Annotated in this window: 12 protein-coding genes; 8 read left to right on the top strand and 4 right to left on the bottom strand. The window is 61.8% G+C overall.

Translation table 11 applies throughout. The annotated features are described in order from the left end of the window. The first annotated feature begins 66 nt into the window (after positions 1–66). From betA to yccS, 7 genes are all read left to right on the top strand, one after another. Positions 67–1,770: a choline dehydrogenase gene (gene betA, locus MKZ87_RS16585; protein WP_085702875.1), complete on the top strand. Its 1,704-nt coding sequence runs from the start codon at positions 67–69 to the stop codon at positions 1,768–1,770. A gap of 181 nt (positions 1,771–1,951) precedes the next feature. Next, on the top strand, positions 1,952–3,394 hold the full coding sequence (locus MKZ87_RS16590; RefSeq protein ID WP_085697793.1) for a TldD/PmbA family protein: 1,443 nt from the start codon (positions 1,952–1,954) through the stop codon (positions 3,392–3,394). Then, on the top strand, positions 3,394–4,731 hold the full coding sequence (locus MKZ87_RS16595) for a TldD/PmbA family protein (RefSeq protein ID WP_266201329.1): 1,338 nt from the start codon (positions 3,394–3,396) through the stop codon (positions 4,729–4,731). Before MKZ87_RS16590 ends, MKZ87_RS16595 begins: the two co-directional genes overlap by 1 nt. A 146-nt stretch (positions 4,732–4,877) precedes the next feature. Next, positions 4,878–6,305: a multidrug transporter subunit MdtD gene (gene mdtD / locus MKZ87_RS16600; protein ID WP_085697795.1), complete on the top strand. Its 1,428-nt coding sequence runs from the start codon at positions 4,878–4,880 to the stop codon at positions 6,303–6,305. A 121-nt stretch (positions 6,306–6,426) separates the two neighbouring features. Continuing rightward, positions 6,427–7,812, top strand: coding sequence for an ATP-dependent RNA helicase DbpA (gene dbpA, locus MKZ87_RS16605; protein ID WP_085697910.1), 1,386 nt, complete (start codon positions 6,427–6,429; stop codon positions 7,810–7,812). Positions 7,813–7,964: 152 nt separating this feature from the next. Next, a complete protein-coding gene (locus MKZ87_RS16610) occupies positions 7,965–9,143 on the top strand; it encodes an NAD(P)/FAD-dependent oxidoreductase (protein ID WP_266201331.1) in 1,179 nt (392 codons plus the stop codon). Positions 9,144–9,382: 239 nt separating this feature from the next. After that, complete coding sequence (gene yccS, locus MKZ87_RS16615) at positions 9,383–11,566, top strand: YccS family putative transporter (RefSeq protein ID WP_266201333.1); 2,184 nt, start codon at positions 9,383–9,385, stop codon at positions 11,564–11,566. A 139-nt stretch (positions 11,567–11,705) separates the two neighbouring features. Here yccS and MKZ87_RS16620 read toward each other — a convergent pair whose 3' ends face one another. Further along, a complete protein-coding gene (locus MKZ87_RS16620) occupies positions 11,706–12,443 on the bottom strand; it encodes a substrate-binding periplasmic protein (RefSeq protein WP_085697798.1) in 738 nt (245 codons plus the stop codon). 256 nt (positions 12,444–12,699) lie between these two features. Here MKZ87_RS16620 and MKZ87_RS16625 point away from each other — a divergent pair, with 256 nt between their 5' ends. Beyond that, a complete protein-coding gene (locus MKZ87_RS16625) occupies positions 12,700–13,152 on the top strand; it encodes a GNAT family N-acetyltransferase (protein WP_085697799.1) in 453 nt (150 codons plus the stop codon). A 42-nt stretch (positions 13,153–13,194) separates the two neighbouring features. On the opposite strand, the gene MKZ87_RS16630 is transcribed toward MKZ87_RS16625, so the two are convergent. From MKZ87_RS16630 to MKZ87_RS16640, 3 genes are read right to left on the bottom strand one after another with little or no spacing between them, the layout of a single operon-like run. After that, entirely contained in the window at positions 13,195–13,491 is a 297-nt protein-coding gene (locus tag MKZ87_RS16630) for a winged helix-turn-helix domain-containing protein (protein WP_085697800.1), read from the bottom strand. Positions 13,492–13,515: 24 nt separating this feature from the next. Next, entirely contained in the window at positions 13,516–14,007 is a 492-nt protein-coding gene (locus MKZ87_RS16635; RefSeq protein WP_227233746.1) for a M48 family metallopeptidase, read from the bottom strand. A gap of 41 nt (positions 14,008–14,048) precedes the next feature. Continuing rightward, complete coding sequence (locus MKZ87_RS16640) at positions 14,049–16,172, bottom strand: putative bifunctional diguanylate cyclase/phosphodiesterase (protein ID WP_085697802.1); 2,124 nt, start codon at positions 16,170–16,172, stop codon at positions 14,049–14,051. Between the last annotated feature and the right edge of the window lie 243 nt (positions 16,173–16,415).

Genomic DNA, 16,415 nt, shown 5'->3' on the forward strand with positions numbered 1-16,415 from the left:
CCCGCGAATCGAGTGCAAAGCACTCGCCAGGCCTGACCTGACCAACTTTCAAAGAGGGTGCATGCAATGTCCCAAGAATTCGATTACATCATCGTCGGTGCCGGCTCTGCCGGTAACACCCTGGCGACCCGCCTGACTGAAGACGAAGGCGTCACCGTCCTGCTGCTCGAAGCCGGCGGCCCGGACTACCGTTTCGACTTCCGCACGCAAATGCCGGCCGCTCTGGCCTTCCCGCTGCAAGGTCGTCGCTACAACTGGGCATACGAAACCGATCCAGAGCCACACATGGACGGTCGCCGGATGGAATGCGGTCGCGGCAAGGGCCTCGGCGGTTCCTCGCTGATCAACGGCATGTGCTACATCCGCGGCAACGCGATGGACTACGACGGCTGGGCGAAACTGCCAGGCCTGGAAGACTGGACCTACCTCGATTGCCTGCCGTACTTCCGTAAAGCGGAAACCCGCGACATCGGCCCGAACGACTACCACGGTGGCGACGGTCCGGTCAGCGTGACCACGCCGAAGGCGGGCAACAACCCGCTGTTCCACGCGATGGTTGAAGCTGGCGTACAGGCCGGTTACCCGCGCACCGAAGACTTGAACGGCTACCAGCAGGAAGGTTTCGGCCCGATGGACCGCACCGTGACGCCGAACGGCCGTCGTGCTTCCACCGCCCGGGGTTACCTGGACGTGGCCAAAAAGCGTTCGACCCTGACCATCGTCACTCACGCCCTGACTGACAAGGTTCTGTTCGAAGGCAAACGTGCCGTTGGCGTGCGTTACCTGGTCGGCGCTGCCGAAGAGCGCGTTGAAGCCCGCGCCCGCAAAGAAGTCATCGTCTGCTCCGGCGCGATCGCTTCGCCGCAACTGCTTCAACGCTCCGGTGTCGGCCCGGCGAAACTGCTGGAAAGCCTCGACATCCCGGTCGTTCACGATCTGCCGGGCGTCGGCGAAAACCTGCAGGATCACCTCGAGCTGTACCTGCAATACGCCTGCACCCAACCGGTTTCGCTGTACCCGTCGCTGCTCTGGTACAACCAGCCGGCCATCGGTGCCGAGTGGCTGTTCAACGGCACCGGCATCGGCGCCAGCAACCAGTTCGAAGCCGGCGGTTTCATCCGCACCCGTCCGGAATTCGAGTGGCCGAACATCCAGTACCACTTCCTGCCGGTGGCGATTAACTACAACGGCAGCAACGGTGTGAAAGAGCACGGTTTCCAGGCGCACATGGGTTCCATGCGTTCGCCGAGCCGCGGTCGCGTCCAGGTCAAATCCAAGGATCCGCGCCAGCACCCGAGCATCCTGTTCAACTACATGGCCACCGAGCAGGACTGGCAGGAATTCCGTGACGGCATCCGCCTGACCCGTGAAATCATGCAACAGCCTGCACTGGACGCCTTCCGTGGCCGCGAAATCAGCCCGGGCATCGAAGTGCAAACCGATGAGCAGCTGGACAAGTTCATCCGCGAGCACGCCGAAACCGCGTTCCACCCTTCCTGCTCGTGCAAGATGGGCACCGACGAGATGGCCGTAGTGGACGGCCAGGGCCGCGTGCATGGCATGCAGGGTCTGCGTGTGGTCGATGCTTCGATCATGCCGATCATCACCACCGGCAACCTGAATGCGCCGACGATCATGATGGCCGAGAAAATCGCCGACAAGATCCGTGGTCGTCAGCCACTGCCGCGCAGCAAGGCGCCGTACTACGTCGCTGGCGATGCGCCGGTGAAAGGCAAGCCGATGCGTGAAGTGAGCACTGTTGCTCAGTAAGCCGTAAGACTCCCCCTTGATCGCTTCCACGTTTTGCGTGGGAGCGATCAGCTGTTTCCTACACCCCCTCTTCACTTGATCCTACCCCCTCGCAGGCCTACTCTAGTCCTCGCCCAATCGTTTCACCCCCCTCCCCGCCGCATCCGCTGCGCCGCTGCTCCCATGACAAGGAGGTTCCCTGATGTTCGATTTCCACCCCCAGCTCAAGCAGCGCTTCGCTGCCTTGCGCACGGGCGCCGAGTTCTTTTCCTTGAGGTATGTCCGCGAGTCCGGCCAGTACCTGTCGGTGCGCAAGAACGTCGCCGAACCGCCGAGCCTGAGCCGCGATGAAGGCGCGATGCTCACCGTCCGGGTCAACGGCGTCGAAGCCTATGCCGCGACCAATGACCTGTCGCAACAAGGCCTGCAAGCCGCCCTCGAGCGCGCCGAACAACAGGCCCGACGGATCAAGCCGCACGCCCTGCTCGACCTGAGCCAGCAGCCGGTGTCCAGCGACCGCGCCGACTACTTTTCACCCAATCTCGAACAACCCTTTCCGTCCCTGAGCGAATGCTTCGAGCTGCTCGGCGCGGAATCCGCCTCGGTGCCAAAGGATGAGCGCCTGGTGAATTGGCAAGTGAGCATCGGCATCACCCACGTCGAACAGATCTACCTGAGCAGCGCCGGCGCCGAATTGCGTCAGGCCCAGCGTTTCGTCTACCCGGGCCTGGACGTCACCGCCTACGACGGCAGCGACAGCCAGACCCGCAGCCTCGGCCGCGAGAACTTCGGCCAGCAGGGCGGCGCTGACGTGATCAGCCGTTGCGGCCTGATTGGCGCCGGCCCGCAAGTCGCCGATCAGGCACTGCAACTGCTGCTCGCGCCGAACACCCCGCAAGGCCCTCGCGACCTGCTGCTGATGCCCGACCAGATGATGTTGCAGATCCACGAATCCATCGGCCACCCGCTGGAGCTCGACCGGATCCTCGGCGACGAGCGCAATTACGCCGGCACCAGTTTCGTCAAAGCCTCGGATTTCGGCAGCCTGCAATACGGCTCGAAACTGCTCAACGTGACGTTCGATCCGGGCATTCCCGAAGAACTGGCGAGTTACGGTCACGATGACGACGGCTCCAGGGCCAGCAAGCAATTCCTGATTCGCGAAGGCCTGCTGGTCCGGCCGTTGGGCGGTGCCTTGTCGCAGTTCCGCGCGGGTCTGGACGGCGTCGCCAACAGCCGCGCCTGCGGCTGGAACCGACCGCCGATCGACCGCATGGCCAACCTCAACATCGAGCCGGGCGACCAGCCGCTGGAGCAACTGATCGGCGGTATCGAAAACGGCATCCTGATGAGCACCAACCGTTCCTGGTCGATCGACGATGCACGCAACAAATTTCAGTTCGGCTGCGAATGGGGCCAGTTGATCGAAAACGGCGAACTCAAGGGCGTCGTGAAGAATCCGAACTACCGGGGCATTTCCGCGCATTTCTGGAAGAGCCTGCGCGCCGTCGGCAACGCCGGCACCACCCAGGTGCTGGGCACGCCGAACTGCGGCAAGGGCGAACCGAACCAGGTGATCCGCGTCGGCCATGCGTCGCCGGCCTGCGTGTTCAGCAATGTTGATGTGTTTGGGGGAGACGCCTGATGAGTATTTCCAAGAACCCGTCCGAGGCGTTCAAGGTGCTGGTCGACTGGCTGCGCGATGCCGTGCGCGAGCCGGAACAGTTCACCCTGAGTTATGACGCCGAATCCTCGGCCTTCGTGCGCTTCAACCACGCCAAGGTGCGTCAGGCCGGGCAAGTCCAGCAAGCCGGTATCGGCCTGAAACTGATCGACGACGGTCGTCATGCCGACCTGCACATCACGCTGTCCGGTGAGCAGGCCACCGATCTGCAACGCCTCGCCGAAGGCTTGCAGCAACTGCGCGAAACCCTGCCGTTGCTGCCGCAGGATCCGTACCTGTTGCTCAACCACAACAGCTGGCAGAGCAAGAACGTGCAGGAACATCCACTGCCGGACACCGAGCAGGTGGTGGCTGAAATTGCCCAGGCGGCCGAAGGTCTGGATCTGGTCGGCTTCTACGCTGCCGGCCCGATCAGCCGCGGTTTCGCCAGTTCTTCCGGCGCATTCGGCTGGCATCAGGCCAACAGCTTCAACTTCGACTTCAGCCTGTTCCACGAGAACGGCGAAGCGGTGAAGGCCAGCTACGCCGGGCATGACTGGATCAGCGAAGACTTCGCCAGACGCATCCAGCAGGCCCGCGAGCAACTCGAGTTTCTGGGGCGACCGCTGCGCACCTTGCCGCCCGGTCAATACCGCGCCTATCTGGCGCCGGCGGCCCTGGAAGAAATCATGGGCATGTTGTGCTGGGGCGGTTTTTCGGCGCAGTCGATTGCCAGCAAGAGCAGCCCGTTGCAGAAGCTGTATGCCGGCGATCAGGCGTTCAGTCCGCTGGTGTCCCTGGACGAAAAAGTCAGCGACTCGCTGAGCCCGGCGTTCTCCGGCGAAGGTTACCCGCGCAGCGATCTGCGGTTGATCATCGAAGGCAAGGCAGGTGATCAATTGGTCGGTTCGCGCAGTGCTGCCGAATACGGGCTTTCGGCCAACGGCGCCGGTGGTGGCGAATCGCCGAGCGCGCTGAACATGGGTGCCGGTGATCTGCCGCAGGCCGAGATCCTCAAGCAGTTGGGCACCGGTTTGTACATCAGCAACCTGTGGTACCTGAACTTCTCCGATCAACCGGCGGCGCGACTGACCGGCATGACCCGGTTTGCCACGTTCTGGGTCGAGAACGGAGAGATTCAGGCGCCGGTCAGCACCATGCGTTTCGACGACAGCGCCTACAGCCTGCTGGGTTCGCAGCTGGAAGCATTGACCGCCGAACGGGAATTGCTGCTGTCGGCGAGCACTTACAGCCAGCGCAATACCTCGTCGGCACTGTTGCCGGGGGCGCTGGTGAGCCGATTGACCCTGACTCTCTAACCTTCCGACCTGATCGTTCCCACGCTCTGCGTGGGAATGCAGCCCGGGACGCTCCGCGTCCCAGCCAAAAGCGGACGCAGAGCGTCCATGGCGGCGTTCCCACGCAGAGCGAGGGAACGATCATCTTCCAGACAACAAGAGGTTCCATGCCCAACCGCCCGCCACTCGACGCCATCACCGCCCGCTGGTTGCCGTGGGTCGTCGCCATCGCTTTCTTCATGCAGTCCCTCGACGGCACCATCCTCAACACCGCCCTGCCGGCCATGGCTAGGGACCTGGCCGAAGACCCGTTGCGCATGCAGGGCGTGATCATCGCCTACATGCTCACCGTGGCCCTGCTGATTCCGGCCTCGGGCTGGATCGCCGACCGCTTCGGCACCAAGAAAATCTTCTTCGGCGCGATCCTGCTGTTCAGCCTCGGCTCGCTGCTCTGCGCCTTGTCGAGCAGCCTGAGCATGCTGATCGGCGCACGCGTGATCCAGGGGCTCGGCGGCGCGCTGATGCTGCCGGTCGGACGCTTGGTGGTGCTGCGCGCCTACCCGCGTTCGGAACTGGTGCGGATCATGGGCTTCATCACCATTCCCGGCCTGCTCGGTCCGCTGATCGGCCCGACCATGGGCGGCTGGATGGTGGAATACCTGACGTGGCACTGGATCTTCCTGATCAACCTGCCCGTCGGCGTCATCGGTTGCTATGCGGTGTGGAAATTCATCCCCGACCTGCGCGGCACCGAGCGCACGCGCTTCGACAGTCTGGGATTTCTGCTGTTCGGTGCGGCGATGGTGCTGATCACCATCGCCATGGAAGGCCTCGGCGAACTGCACCTGCCGCACTTGCGGGTGATGTTGCTGCTGTTCGGCGGCATGGCGTGTCTGGCGGCGTACTGGTTACGCGCCGGGCACATTGAAAACCCTTTGTTCGCGCCGTCGCTGTTCAAGACCCGCACCTTCGCCGTCGGCATTCTCGGCAACCTGTTCGCTCGCCTTGGCAGCGGCGCCCTGCCGTTTCTGGTGCCGTTGCTGCTGCAAGTGGCGCTGGGTTATTCGCCGTCCCAGGCCGGGATGAGCATGTTGCCTTTGGCCGCAGCCGCGATGGTCGCCAAGTGGGGCGCGCGACCGCTGATCGAACGTCTGGGCTATCGCATCGTGCTGACCGGCAACACCCTGCTGCTGGGAATCATGCTGGCGAGCATGGGTCTGGTCAGCGAGCAGACGCCGTACTGGCTGCTGCTATGCCTGCTGGCGATTCTGGGGGCGATCAACTCGCTGCAATTCACCGCCATGAACACCGTGACCCTGATCGATCTCGACGACGCCAGCGCCAGCAGCGGCAACAGTTTGCTGTCGGTGGTGGCGCAGTTGTCGCTGAGCCTGGGCGTGGCCTGCGCCGGTGCGTTGCTCGGCGGCTTTACGGCACAAGTCGGCAATGACGGCGTTGAGACCGTGTTGGGCGCATTTCAGCTAACGTTCGTGACCGTGGGGATCATGGCGATGCTGGCCGCGACGATTTTCTCGCAGCTATCGAAAGAGGACGGACGGCGTACCAAACGCCGTGAGGAACATATCGAGCATTGACCGGGGTCCGCGTGGCGAGGGAACCGGCCCTCGTCACAGGCTTTGCGTTCGTCCAGAACTTTCGAGGAAAGTGGCCAGAGGCTGCTACACTGCGCGACATTTTGTTTTGCAGGCCAGTCCCGTGACCACCATCGCCACCGCTTTTAATACTTTGCCGCTGTCCGCCGCCATGCTGGCTAACCTCGACTCCCTCGGTTATGCCCAGATGACGCCGATCCAGGCGCAGAGCTTGCCGGTGATCCTCAAGGGGATGGACCTGATCGCCCAGGCCAAGACCGGCAGCGGCAAGACCGCCGCGTTCGGTATCGGCCTGCTGAACCCGATCAATCCGCGCTACTTCGGTTGCCAGGCGCTGGTGATTTGCCCGACCCGCGAACTGGCCGACCAGGTCGCCAAGGAAATCCGTCGTCTGGCCCGTGCCGAAGACAACATCAAGGTCCTGACCCTGTGCGGCGGCGTGTCCTTCGGCCCGCAGATCGGCTCGCTGGAGCACGGCGCGCACATCATCGTCGGCACGCCGGGCCGCATCCAGCAGCACCTGCGCAAGGGTTCGCTGGTCCTCGACGGCCTGAACACGCTGATCCTCGACGAAGCCGACCGAATGCTCGACATGGGTTTCTACGACGCCATCGAAGACATCATCGAGCAGACCCCGGCCCGCCGTCAGACCCTGTTGTTCTCGGCCACCTATCCGGTGGGCATCAAGCAACTGGCGTCGAAGTTCATGCGTGACCCGCAAACGGTCAAGGCCGAAGCGTTCCACGACGACACCCAGATCGAACAGCGCTTCTACGAGATTTCCCCGGAAGAACGCATGAGTGCGGTGACCAAGGTTCTGCACCACTTCCGCCCGGCCTCCACCGTGGCCTTCTGCTTCACCAAGCAGCAAGTGCAGGAAACCGTCGATCATCTGACCTCCAAAGGCATTTCCGCCGTCGGCCTGCACGGTGATCTGGAACAGCGTGACCGCGATCAGGTGCTGGCGATGTTCGCCAATCGCAGCACCTCGGTGCTGGTGGCTACCGACGTCGCCGCCCGCGGCCTGGACATCGATTCGCTGGACATGGTGATCAACGTCGAGCTGGCCCGCGATTCGGAAATCCACATTCACCGCGTCGGCCGTACCGGTCGTGCCGGCGAGAAAGGCATCGCGGTCAGCCTGGTGGCGCCGTCCGAAGCGCACCGCGCGCAAGCCATCGAACAATTGCAGAAAACCCCGCTGAACTGGGATCAGTTGGACAACCTCAAGTCCCAGGGCGGTGCCCCGCTGCAACCGCCGATGAGCACGCTGTGCATCGCTGGCGGGCGCAAGGACAAAGTGCGTCCGGGCGACATTCTCGGCGCACTGACCGGCGAAGCCGGCATTCCGGGCGCTCAGGTCGGCAAGATCGCGATCTTCGATTTCCAGTCTTACGTGGCGGTTGAACGCACCGTGGTCATGCAGGCGCTGCAGCGTTTGAACAACGGCAAGATCAAGGGTCGTTCGCTGCGCGTTCGGGTTTTGTAAGAACGCTTAAATGATCGTTCCCACGCTCCGCGTGGGAATGCCGCCATGGACGCTCTGCGTCCGCTTTTGAATCGTGACGCGGAGCGTCACAGGATGCTTTCCCACGCAGAGCGTGGGAACGATCTGCGTGGTCATTGTGTGAGGACACCGTTTTGCGCTCTACCGAAGTCGTGATCATTGGCGCTGGCGCCGCAGGGTTGATGTGTGCACTGACCGCCGCCGGGCGCGGGCGTCAGGTGTTGCTGCTCGACCACGCGAACAAGGCCGGCAAGAAAATCCTGATGTCCGGCGGTGGGCGCTGCAACTTCACCAACATGTACACCGAACCGAGCAATTTCCTCTCGCAGAATTCGCATTTCTGCAAATCCGCGCTGGCCCGCTACACCCAGTGGGATTTCATCGGCATGGTCGCCAAGCACGGCGTGCCGTATCACGAGAAGAAACTCGGTCAGCTGTTCTGTGATAACAAATCCAGCGACATCCTCGGCATGCTCCTGGACGAATGCGATCAGGTCGGCGTCAACCTGCACCTCGAAACCTCGATCCAGACCATCGAAAAGGTTGAAGGCGGTTACCTGCTCGACACCACACTCGGCCAGATCCAGTGCCAGTCGCTGGTGATCGCCACTGGCGGGCTGTCGATCCCGACGCTGGGCGCCACCGGTTTCGGTTACCAGGTCGCCAAACAGTTCGGCCACGACCTGCTGCCGACCCGCGCCGGGCTGGTGCCGTTCACCATCACCGACCAGCTCAAGGATTTGTGCACCGAGCTGTCCGGCACCTCGGTGGATTGTCTGGTCAGCTGCAACGACCAGAGCTTTCGCGAGAACATCCTGTTCACCCACCGCGGCCTCAGCGGCCCGGCGATTCTGCAGATTTCCTCGTTCTGGGAGCCGGGCGACACGGTCGAAATCAACCTGCTGCCCGATCACGACGCCGCAAGCTGGCTGCAACAGCAGACCGCCGAGCGTCCGAACAGCGAACTGAAAACCCTGCTCGGCGAAATCTTCACCAAGAAGATGGCCAACCTGCTGGCGGACAACTGGTTCGTCTCCAAACCGATGAAGCAGTACACCCACGCCGAACTGGCGGACATCGCCGAGAAGCTGGGCAGCTGGAAAGTCGTGCCGGCCGGCACCGAGGGCTACCGCACCGCCGAGGTAACGCTGGGTGGGGTCGACACCCGCGAAGTGTCGTCCAAGACCATGGAATCGCTGAAAAGCCCGGGCCTGTACTTCGTTGGTGAAGTGCTGGATGTCACCGGGCATCTGGGCGGTTTCAACTTCCAGTGGGCCTGGGCCTCTGGCTACGCCGCCGCGCAGTACGTCTGACGAAACACAAATCAAACTGTGGGAGCGAGCTTGCTCGCGAAAGAGGAATGTCATTCAACATATGTGTCGACTGACAGATTGCATTCGTCGGATCGCCGCCCGGAGCAAGCTCGCTCCCACATTTGCTACCGCTGAAGCTGTAGGGAACACTTTTTGCTGTCAGATGTGATCGGCGCCATTGCGTCGGCGTCATTACTGGCTCAATTTAGCGGCATCGCCTCGGAAGGCCTTCGCACTTCATGTCCTCGACCTCGTTTCGTCAGTCTTTGCGGCGCCTGTGGGCGCTGGATAAATTCAGCTACAGCGTGCGGGTGTTCATCGCCCTGACCGGCAGCATGGCGCTGTGCTGGTATCAGGATGAAATGGGGCTGCTGATTCCGCTGTTCCTGGGGATCATCGCCAGCGCCCTGGCCGAGACCGACGACAGTTGGCAGGGCCGCCTCAACGCGCTGGCGGTGACGCTGGTGTGTTTCAGCGTCGCGGCGCTGTCCGTGGAATTGCTGTTTCCCTACCCCATCGTTTTCGTCATCGCGCTGGCACTGGCCAGTTTCGGCCTGACCATGCTCGGTGCGCTCGGCGAGCGTTATGGCGCGATTGCTTCGGCGACCCTGATTCTTTCCGTCTACACCATGATCGGCGTGGATCAGCGCGGTGGCGCGGTCACGGATTTCTGGCATGAGCCGATGCTGCTGGTGGCCGGCGCCGCGTGGTACGGCCTGCTGTCGGTGCTGTGGCAGGCGATGTTTTCCAACCAGCCGGTGCAGCAGAGTCTGGCGCGGCTGTTCCGTGAACTGGGCTTTTACCTGAAGCTGAAAGCCTCGCTGTTCGAGCCGATCCGTCAGCTGGACGTCGAAGCGCGGCGCCTGGAACTGGCCCAACAAAACGGTCGGGTGGTCGCAGCGCTGAACAGCGCCAAGGAAATCATCCTGCACCGGGTCGGCAACGGTCGGCCCGGCTCGAAAGTCAGCCGTTACCTGAAGCTGTACTTCCTGGCGCAAGACATTCACGAACGCGCCAGTTCTTCGCACTATCCCTACAACGCCCTGGCCGATGCGTTTTTCCACAGCGATGTCCTGTTCCGCTGCCAGCGCCTGCTGCGCCAGCAAGGCAAGGTCTGTCGGGCGCTGGCCGAATCGATCCAGATGCGCCAGCCATTCATTTACGACGCGAGTTTCGCCGAAGCCCTGAGCGACCTGCACGCTTCCCTCGAACACCTGCGCATCCAGAGCAACCCGGCCTGGCGCGGACTCCTGCGTTCGTTGCGCGCACTCGCCGCCAACCTCGGCACCCTCGACCGGTTGCTCAGCGACGCGAGCAACCCCGATGCGCTGGCGGATGCCACCGACAGCAGCCTGCTCGACCGCTCGCCGCGCAACTTAAAGGATGTGTGGATTCGTCTGCGCACGCAGCTGACGCCGACCTCGCTGCTGTTCCGTCACGCCCTGCGCTTGCCGCTGGCACTGAGCATCGGCTACGGCATGGTGCATTTGATTCACCCGTCGCAGGGTTACTGGATCATCCTCACCACGCTGTTCGTCTGCCAGCCGAACTACGGCGCCACTCGCCGTAAACTCGGCCAGCGTATCTTCGGCACCGCCATCGGTCTGACGATTGCCTGGGCGCTGTTCGATCTGTTCCCGAATCCGCTGGTGCAGTCGTGCTTCGCCATCGCCGCCGGCGTGGTGTTCTTTACCAACCGCACCACCCGCTACACCGTGGCGACCGCCGCGATCACGATCATGGTGCTGTTCTGCTTCAACCAGGTCGGTGACGGCTATGGTCTGTTTGTGCCAAGACTGTTCGACACCTTGCTCGGCAGCCTGATTGCCGGGCTTGCGGTGTTCCTGTTCCTGCCGGACTGGCAGGGTCGGCGCCTGAACAAGGTGCTGGCCAACACCCTCACCTGCAACAGCATTTACCTGCGCCAGATCATGCAGCAATACGCCGCCGGCAAGAGCGACGACCTCGCCTATCGACTGGCCCGGCGCAACGCGCACAACGCCGACGCGGCACTCTCCACGACGCTGGCGAACATGCTGATGGAGCCGGGGCATTTCCGGAAGGAAGCCGACGTCGGTTTCCGCTTCCTGGTGCTGTCGCACACCTTGCTCAGCTATCTGTCAGGCCTCGGCGCGCACCGGGAAACCCAACTGCCGGCCGAGGTGCGTGAGCATCTGATCGATGGTGCCGGGGTGAGTCTGGCGGCGAGCATCGATGAAATCGCCCAGGGTCTGGCGAGCAAACAGCCGATTGCGATTCAAAGTGATGAGGAAGAAGCGCTGGCCAATGAGCTTGAGCAGATGCCGGACGAAATCGACGAAGGCCAGCGGCTGGTGCAGACGCAACTGGCGTTGATCTGCCGCCAGCTTGGCCCGTTGCGCACGCTGGCGGCGCACCTGATCAAAGACACAGCCGAAGACTGAGTTGGCCGCACAGGCCTCATCGCTGGCAAGCCAGCTCCCACAGTGTCGGTGTGGTACACAAATATGTGAACTGCCGCTGTACCTGTGGGAGCGGGCTTGCCCGCGAAGAGGCCCGTTCGTGCACTAAAAATCTTTCAGGCTACATTCCGTGTTGCCTGAGCAGCTTGTCATAGCTGCCATCGGCCTTCATCGACGCAATCGCCTTGTCGAACCCGGCCACGATCTGTTCGTGCTGCGGGTTCTTCAGGCTGACCAGAATGTGCAGGCTGTTCTCGCTCAGCGGCTTGGGCAGAAACTCCACTGCGTTGCGTACTTTCGGTGACTCCCGAGCCAGGTAATAGCGGGCGACGTATTCGTCTTCCAGGGTCAGCTTGACCCGGTCCGCCGCCAGCATGCGCACGGCCATCGCGAAGTTATGCACAGGGACTTTCTGTAACGCGGCGTCGGCATCGAACGGCGCCGAATAGGCGTAGCCGCGCACGACCGCAATCGGATAGGTGTGCAATTCCTGCAGGTTGTTGTATTCGATGGGCGAGTCTTTGCGCTTGAGAAAACGCACGCGATTGAGCAGATACTCGGCAGAAAACTGCCCCAGCTTCGTGCGCTCGTCGTTGTACCAGGCGTTGACCAGCACGTCGTAACGCCCTTCGCCAACCCCCATCAACGCCCGCGCCCAGGGCACCTGCTCATAGGCGCTGGCATAACCGGCACGGGCCAGGGCCGTGCTGACGATGTCGGTTGCCAGCCCACCGTTGACCAGCGTGTCATCGGTAAAAGGCGGCCAGACGTCGAATACCAGACGCAGTTTCTCCGCTGCAGCGCTTTGACCCAGCAACAGCAACCCGATCAAAGCAAAGGCTCGATGCAATCGCGGCATGCTTGAAAATCCTTAGCGGGCGGGCCGCCCGGCGTGTTTTCAGTCAAAACCCCAAGGCCCCTTACCGGCGAATCCCAGGCCCTAACATTAGCTCATTGAAGCCATCGCACAGCGCTTCCCAGCAGATTACACAAAGTACGGCGGGCCGCGATATTGGAATGATGGCATTTTGGCCTTTGTCACAGATTTCTCAGCCATACAGACTTATTTCGGCGCTGCGCTTAGTATCGGGCGACGTAGTTCAAGGAATCGGAAGATGACAATCGAGTGGGTCTGCAAACATCACAGCGATCTGGGACTGGAGCAGCTGTACGCCATTTTGAAATTGCGCTCGGAAGTGTTCGTGGTCGAACAGCGTTGCGCGTACCTGGATCCGGACGGACAGGATCTGGACGGTGACACCTGCCATTTGATGGGCTGGGACGGTAATCAACTGGTGGCGTACCTGCGCCTGCTGGACCCGGAATCCCAGGGCGGCGACGTGGTGATCGGCCGCGTGCTCACGGCGCCGGCCGGGCGTGGCAAGGGGTTGGGTCATGAAATGATGGAACAGGCGCTGAAACAGGCCGAGAAGCGTTGGCCTGAAGTGCCGATCTACCTGTCGGCCCAGGCGCATTTGCAGGGGTATTACGGGCGGTACGGGTTTGTGGTGGCGGGTGAGGAATATCTGGAGGATGACATTCCGCACATAGGAATGCGTCGGTCTTGAGATTTCCCCTTCGCGGGCTTGCCCGCGAAGGGACTACATCGGTCAGGGATACTCGAGAACAGCCTTGATCTGCCGCAGATTGCGCTCGATCCACCCCCGATCAATCGCCCCCCACTCCCGAATCCGATAACGCCCCGCATGATTGCGCGCGCCCTCTTCCTGTTCGAACTCGCAGACGATATCCAGATCCGCCAGCGCCGCAATGGTGTCCTGCGCCGTACGCCGGGGCATGCCGGTGATCTCGGTCAGCGCCGGCACGCTGCTGGCCAGGCCGCTGTCGATCAGGTACGCCACGTACAAGCGCCGGTAGAAACTGCTCTTGGTCTTGCTTACGTCCATGCATGCGCTCCGGTGTTTGATGTCTTATTGCATGTCCAGCCACGTCAGGTACACCCGCAGATCGAACTCGATCTGGTGATAACCCGGCAGCATGTGCTCACATAATTTATAGAACGCCTTGTTGTGATCCGACTCCTTGAAGTGCGCCAGTTCGTGCACGACGATCATCTTCAAAAACTCAGGCGCGGCGTCCTTGAACAGCGAGGCGATGCGGATCTCTTTCTTGGCCTTGAGCTTGCCGCCCTGCACCCGCGAGACCGTGGTGTGCAGGCCGAGGGCGCGGTGGGTCAGGTCGAGGCGGTTGTCGAACAGCACCTTGTCGATGGCCGGGGCGTTGCGCAGGTATTCCTGCTTCAAGTCCAGCGCGTAACCGTACAACGCCTTGTCGCTCTGCACGTCGTGACGGCCCGGATAGCGTTGGCTCAGGTAATCACCAAGGCGGTTGTCAGCGATCAATTGGCGCACCTGATCCTGCAGATTCGCGGGATAGGCCTGGAGGTATTTCAACGCAGTCATGGGGCGGCACAGATCATGAAAAGGCCGCCAGTGTAGCGAATTCAATCGGCCAACGCGCTCCAGTCGAACGGCTCGGTAAAGCGTGCGGTGTCCTCGGCGACCAACGGCCGCGCCACCAGGAAGCCCTGCACGTACTCGCAACCATGAGCTTGCAGCCACTGATATTGCTCGACGGTTTCCACGCCTTCGGCAATCACCAGCAAGCCGTATTCCTTGCATAAGTCGATGACCGTGCGCACCAGCGAAGCGTCGCGAGACGAGTCCGGCAATCGGGCGATCAGGTGCCGATCGAGTTTGAGGGTATCCAGTTCCAGATCGCGCAGATGCGCCAGCGAGCAGGACCCGGAACCGAAATCGTCCAGCGCCACCCGCACCCCGAGATTGCGCAGCAGCTTCAGCTGTTTGCGGGTCTCGTCCGGGTTGATCGTCAGCGCCTCTTCGGTCACTTCCACTTCCATCTGGTGCGGCTGCAAACCATGGCGCTCCAGCACCTGACGCAATTCGGTAACCAGATTCGGCAGGCCGAACTGGGTGTTGCTCAGGCTCACGCCGATCACCAGATCTCCTGAGAACTCGGCCTCCCACGCCTTACGCTGCCCGGCGCTGCGATGATAGATCCAGCTGCCGAGCCGGCTGATCAGCGTCGCCTCTTCCAGCAACGGCAGGAACAACCCCGGCGGCACGTCGCCGACGCTCGGGTGCTGCCAGCGCAGCAACGCCTCGAAACCGCGAATCCGGCCATCGCCAATCGCCACCTGCGGCTGGTACACCAGATTGAAATCGCGGTTTTCGATGGCGTTGCGCACGCTCTCTTCCAGCATCAGCCGCGAGCGCGCGCGGCCGTTCATTTCATGATCGTAAAAGCGATATTGCTGACGCCCGGCACGCTTGGCCTCGTACATGGCGATGTCCGAGGCGCGCATCAAACCGTCGAGGTTGTTGCCGCAATCCGGGTAGGTGGCGATGCCGATGCTCGCACCCAAAGCAATATCGAGGCCTTCGATCTGCTGACAGATCGACACCCGCTCGATGAGTTTCTCGGCGATCTTCGCCGCTTGTTCGGGGAATTCCAGATCCAGCAGCGCGGTGAATTCATCGCCACCCATCCGCGCCAGAATGTCGAACGGCCGCAGGCAGGCTTTCAGTTGTTCGGAGACCCAGCGCAACACCCGGTCCCCGGCATCATGCCCGAGGGAATCGTTGACCCTTTTGAAGCCGTCGAGATCGAGGTACATCAGCACCCAGCTGCTGTCCGTGCGCTCGCCGCGCAGCAACAGGTTTTCCACAGTCTGGTAGAAACCCCGACGATTGAGCAGCCCGGTCAGCGGATCAGTGACCGCTTGAAATTCCAGCTGTTGATGCAGATGGCGCACCACCGACATGTCCAGGACCGTCACCACCATCGCGTGCTGTTCACTCGGCAACGCTGCGCAGGACAAGGCCACCGGCACCTGCTGGCCTGGTGCGGTACGCAGCAACGCGTCGTGTAAGCGCAACGTCTCGCCGCGTTTGTAACTGGCATAAAACTCGGAATCGACCCACAGCGGAATGTGCGGTTTCTGCAGGAAATCGAGAAACTCCTGCCCTTCCAATTCCTTTACCGGTGCATTGAGCAGCCGGGAAATCGCCGGGTTGGCGAAGCGGATCAGACCCTCCTCGCCCAGTACCAGAATCCCTTCGGCAGCGTTATCCAGCACCGACGCATTGAAGGCCCGCGCCGACTCCAGATCCTGACTCAGGCGCTGCAACGCCCGGCGATTGCGTTGATGTTCCAGCAACGCCTGGACTTTGGGTTTGAGAATCTGCGGATCGAACGGTTTGAACAGGTAATCCACCGCACCGCTGGCATAGCCCTTGATCACGGCGTCCTGGGACTGCTCGTTGGCGGTGAGGAAAATGATCGGGGTCAGGCGCGTGCGCTGGCTGCCGCGCATCAGACGCGCGACTTCAAAACCGTCCATGCCCGGCATCTGCACATCCAGCAGCACCAGATCGACGTCGTGTTCGAGCAGCAAACTGAGGGCTTCGAAACCGGAAGCTGCGGTCATAACCTGCCAGTCCTGGCGCTGCAGCAAGGCGCGCATGCTGATCAGATTTTCAGGGTAATCATCAACGATCAAAAGGACTGAGCTGCCTTCACCTGGCTGGGGTTGCGCGCATTCCATGCTGCTTCTCTTGTCGGGACATCTTGTGTCGGGGCATCTCGGATCAGTGTTCCGGCGTTTTCTCGTGAAAACCGTACAGTCACTGAGCGTTCACTCTAGTCCGGGATCTGTAAAAGCAATAGCTGTCATCCAGCCATCATTTAACCAAACCGATAGGCAGCCGACTAACGGTCACCGCTGAAGCCCTCGAAAACCGGGAAACATGGCATTTCGACAGGTTGTTGACGCCAATCATCCGCCAGA

The sequence above is a fragment of the Pseudomonas sp. MCal1 genome, from assembly GCF_026341415.1.
GTDB lineage: Bacteria > Pseudomonadota > Gammaproteobacteria > Pseudomonadales > Pseudomonadaceae > Aquipseudomonas.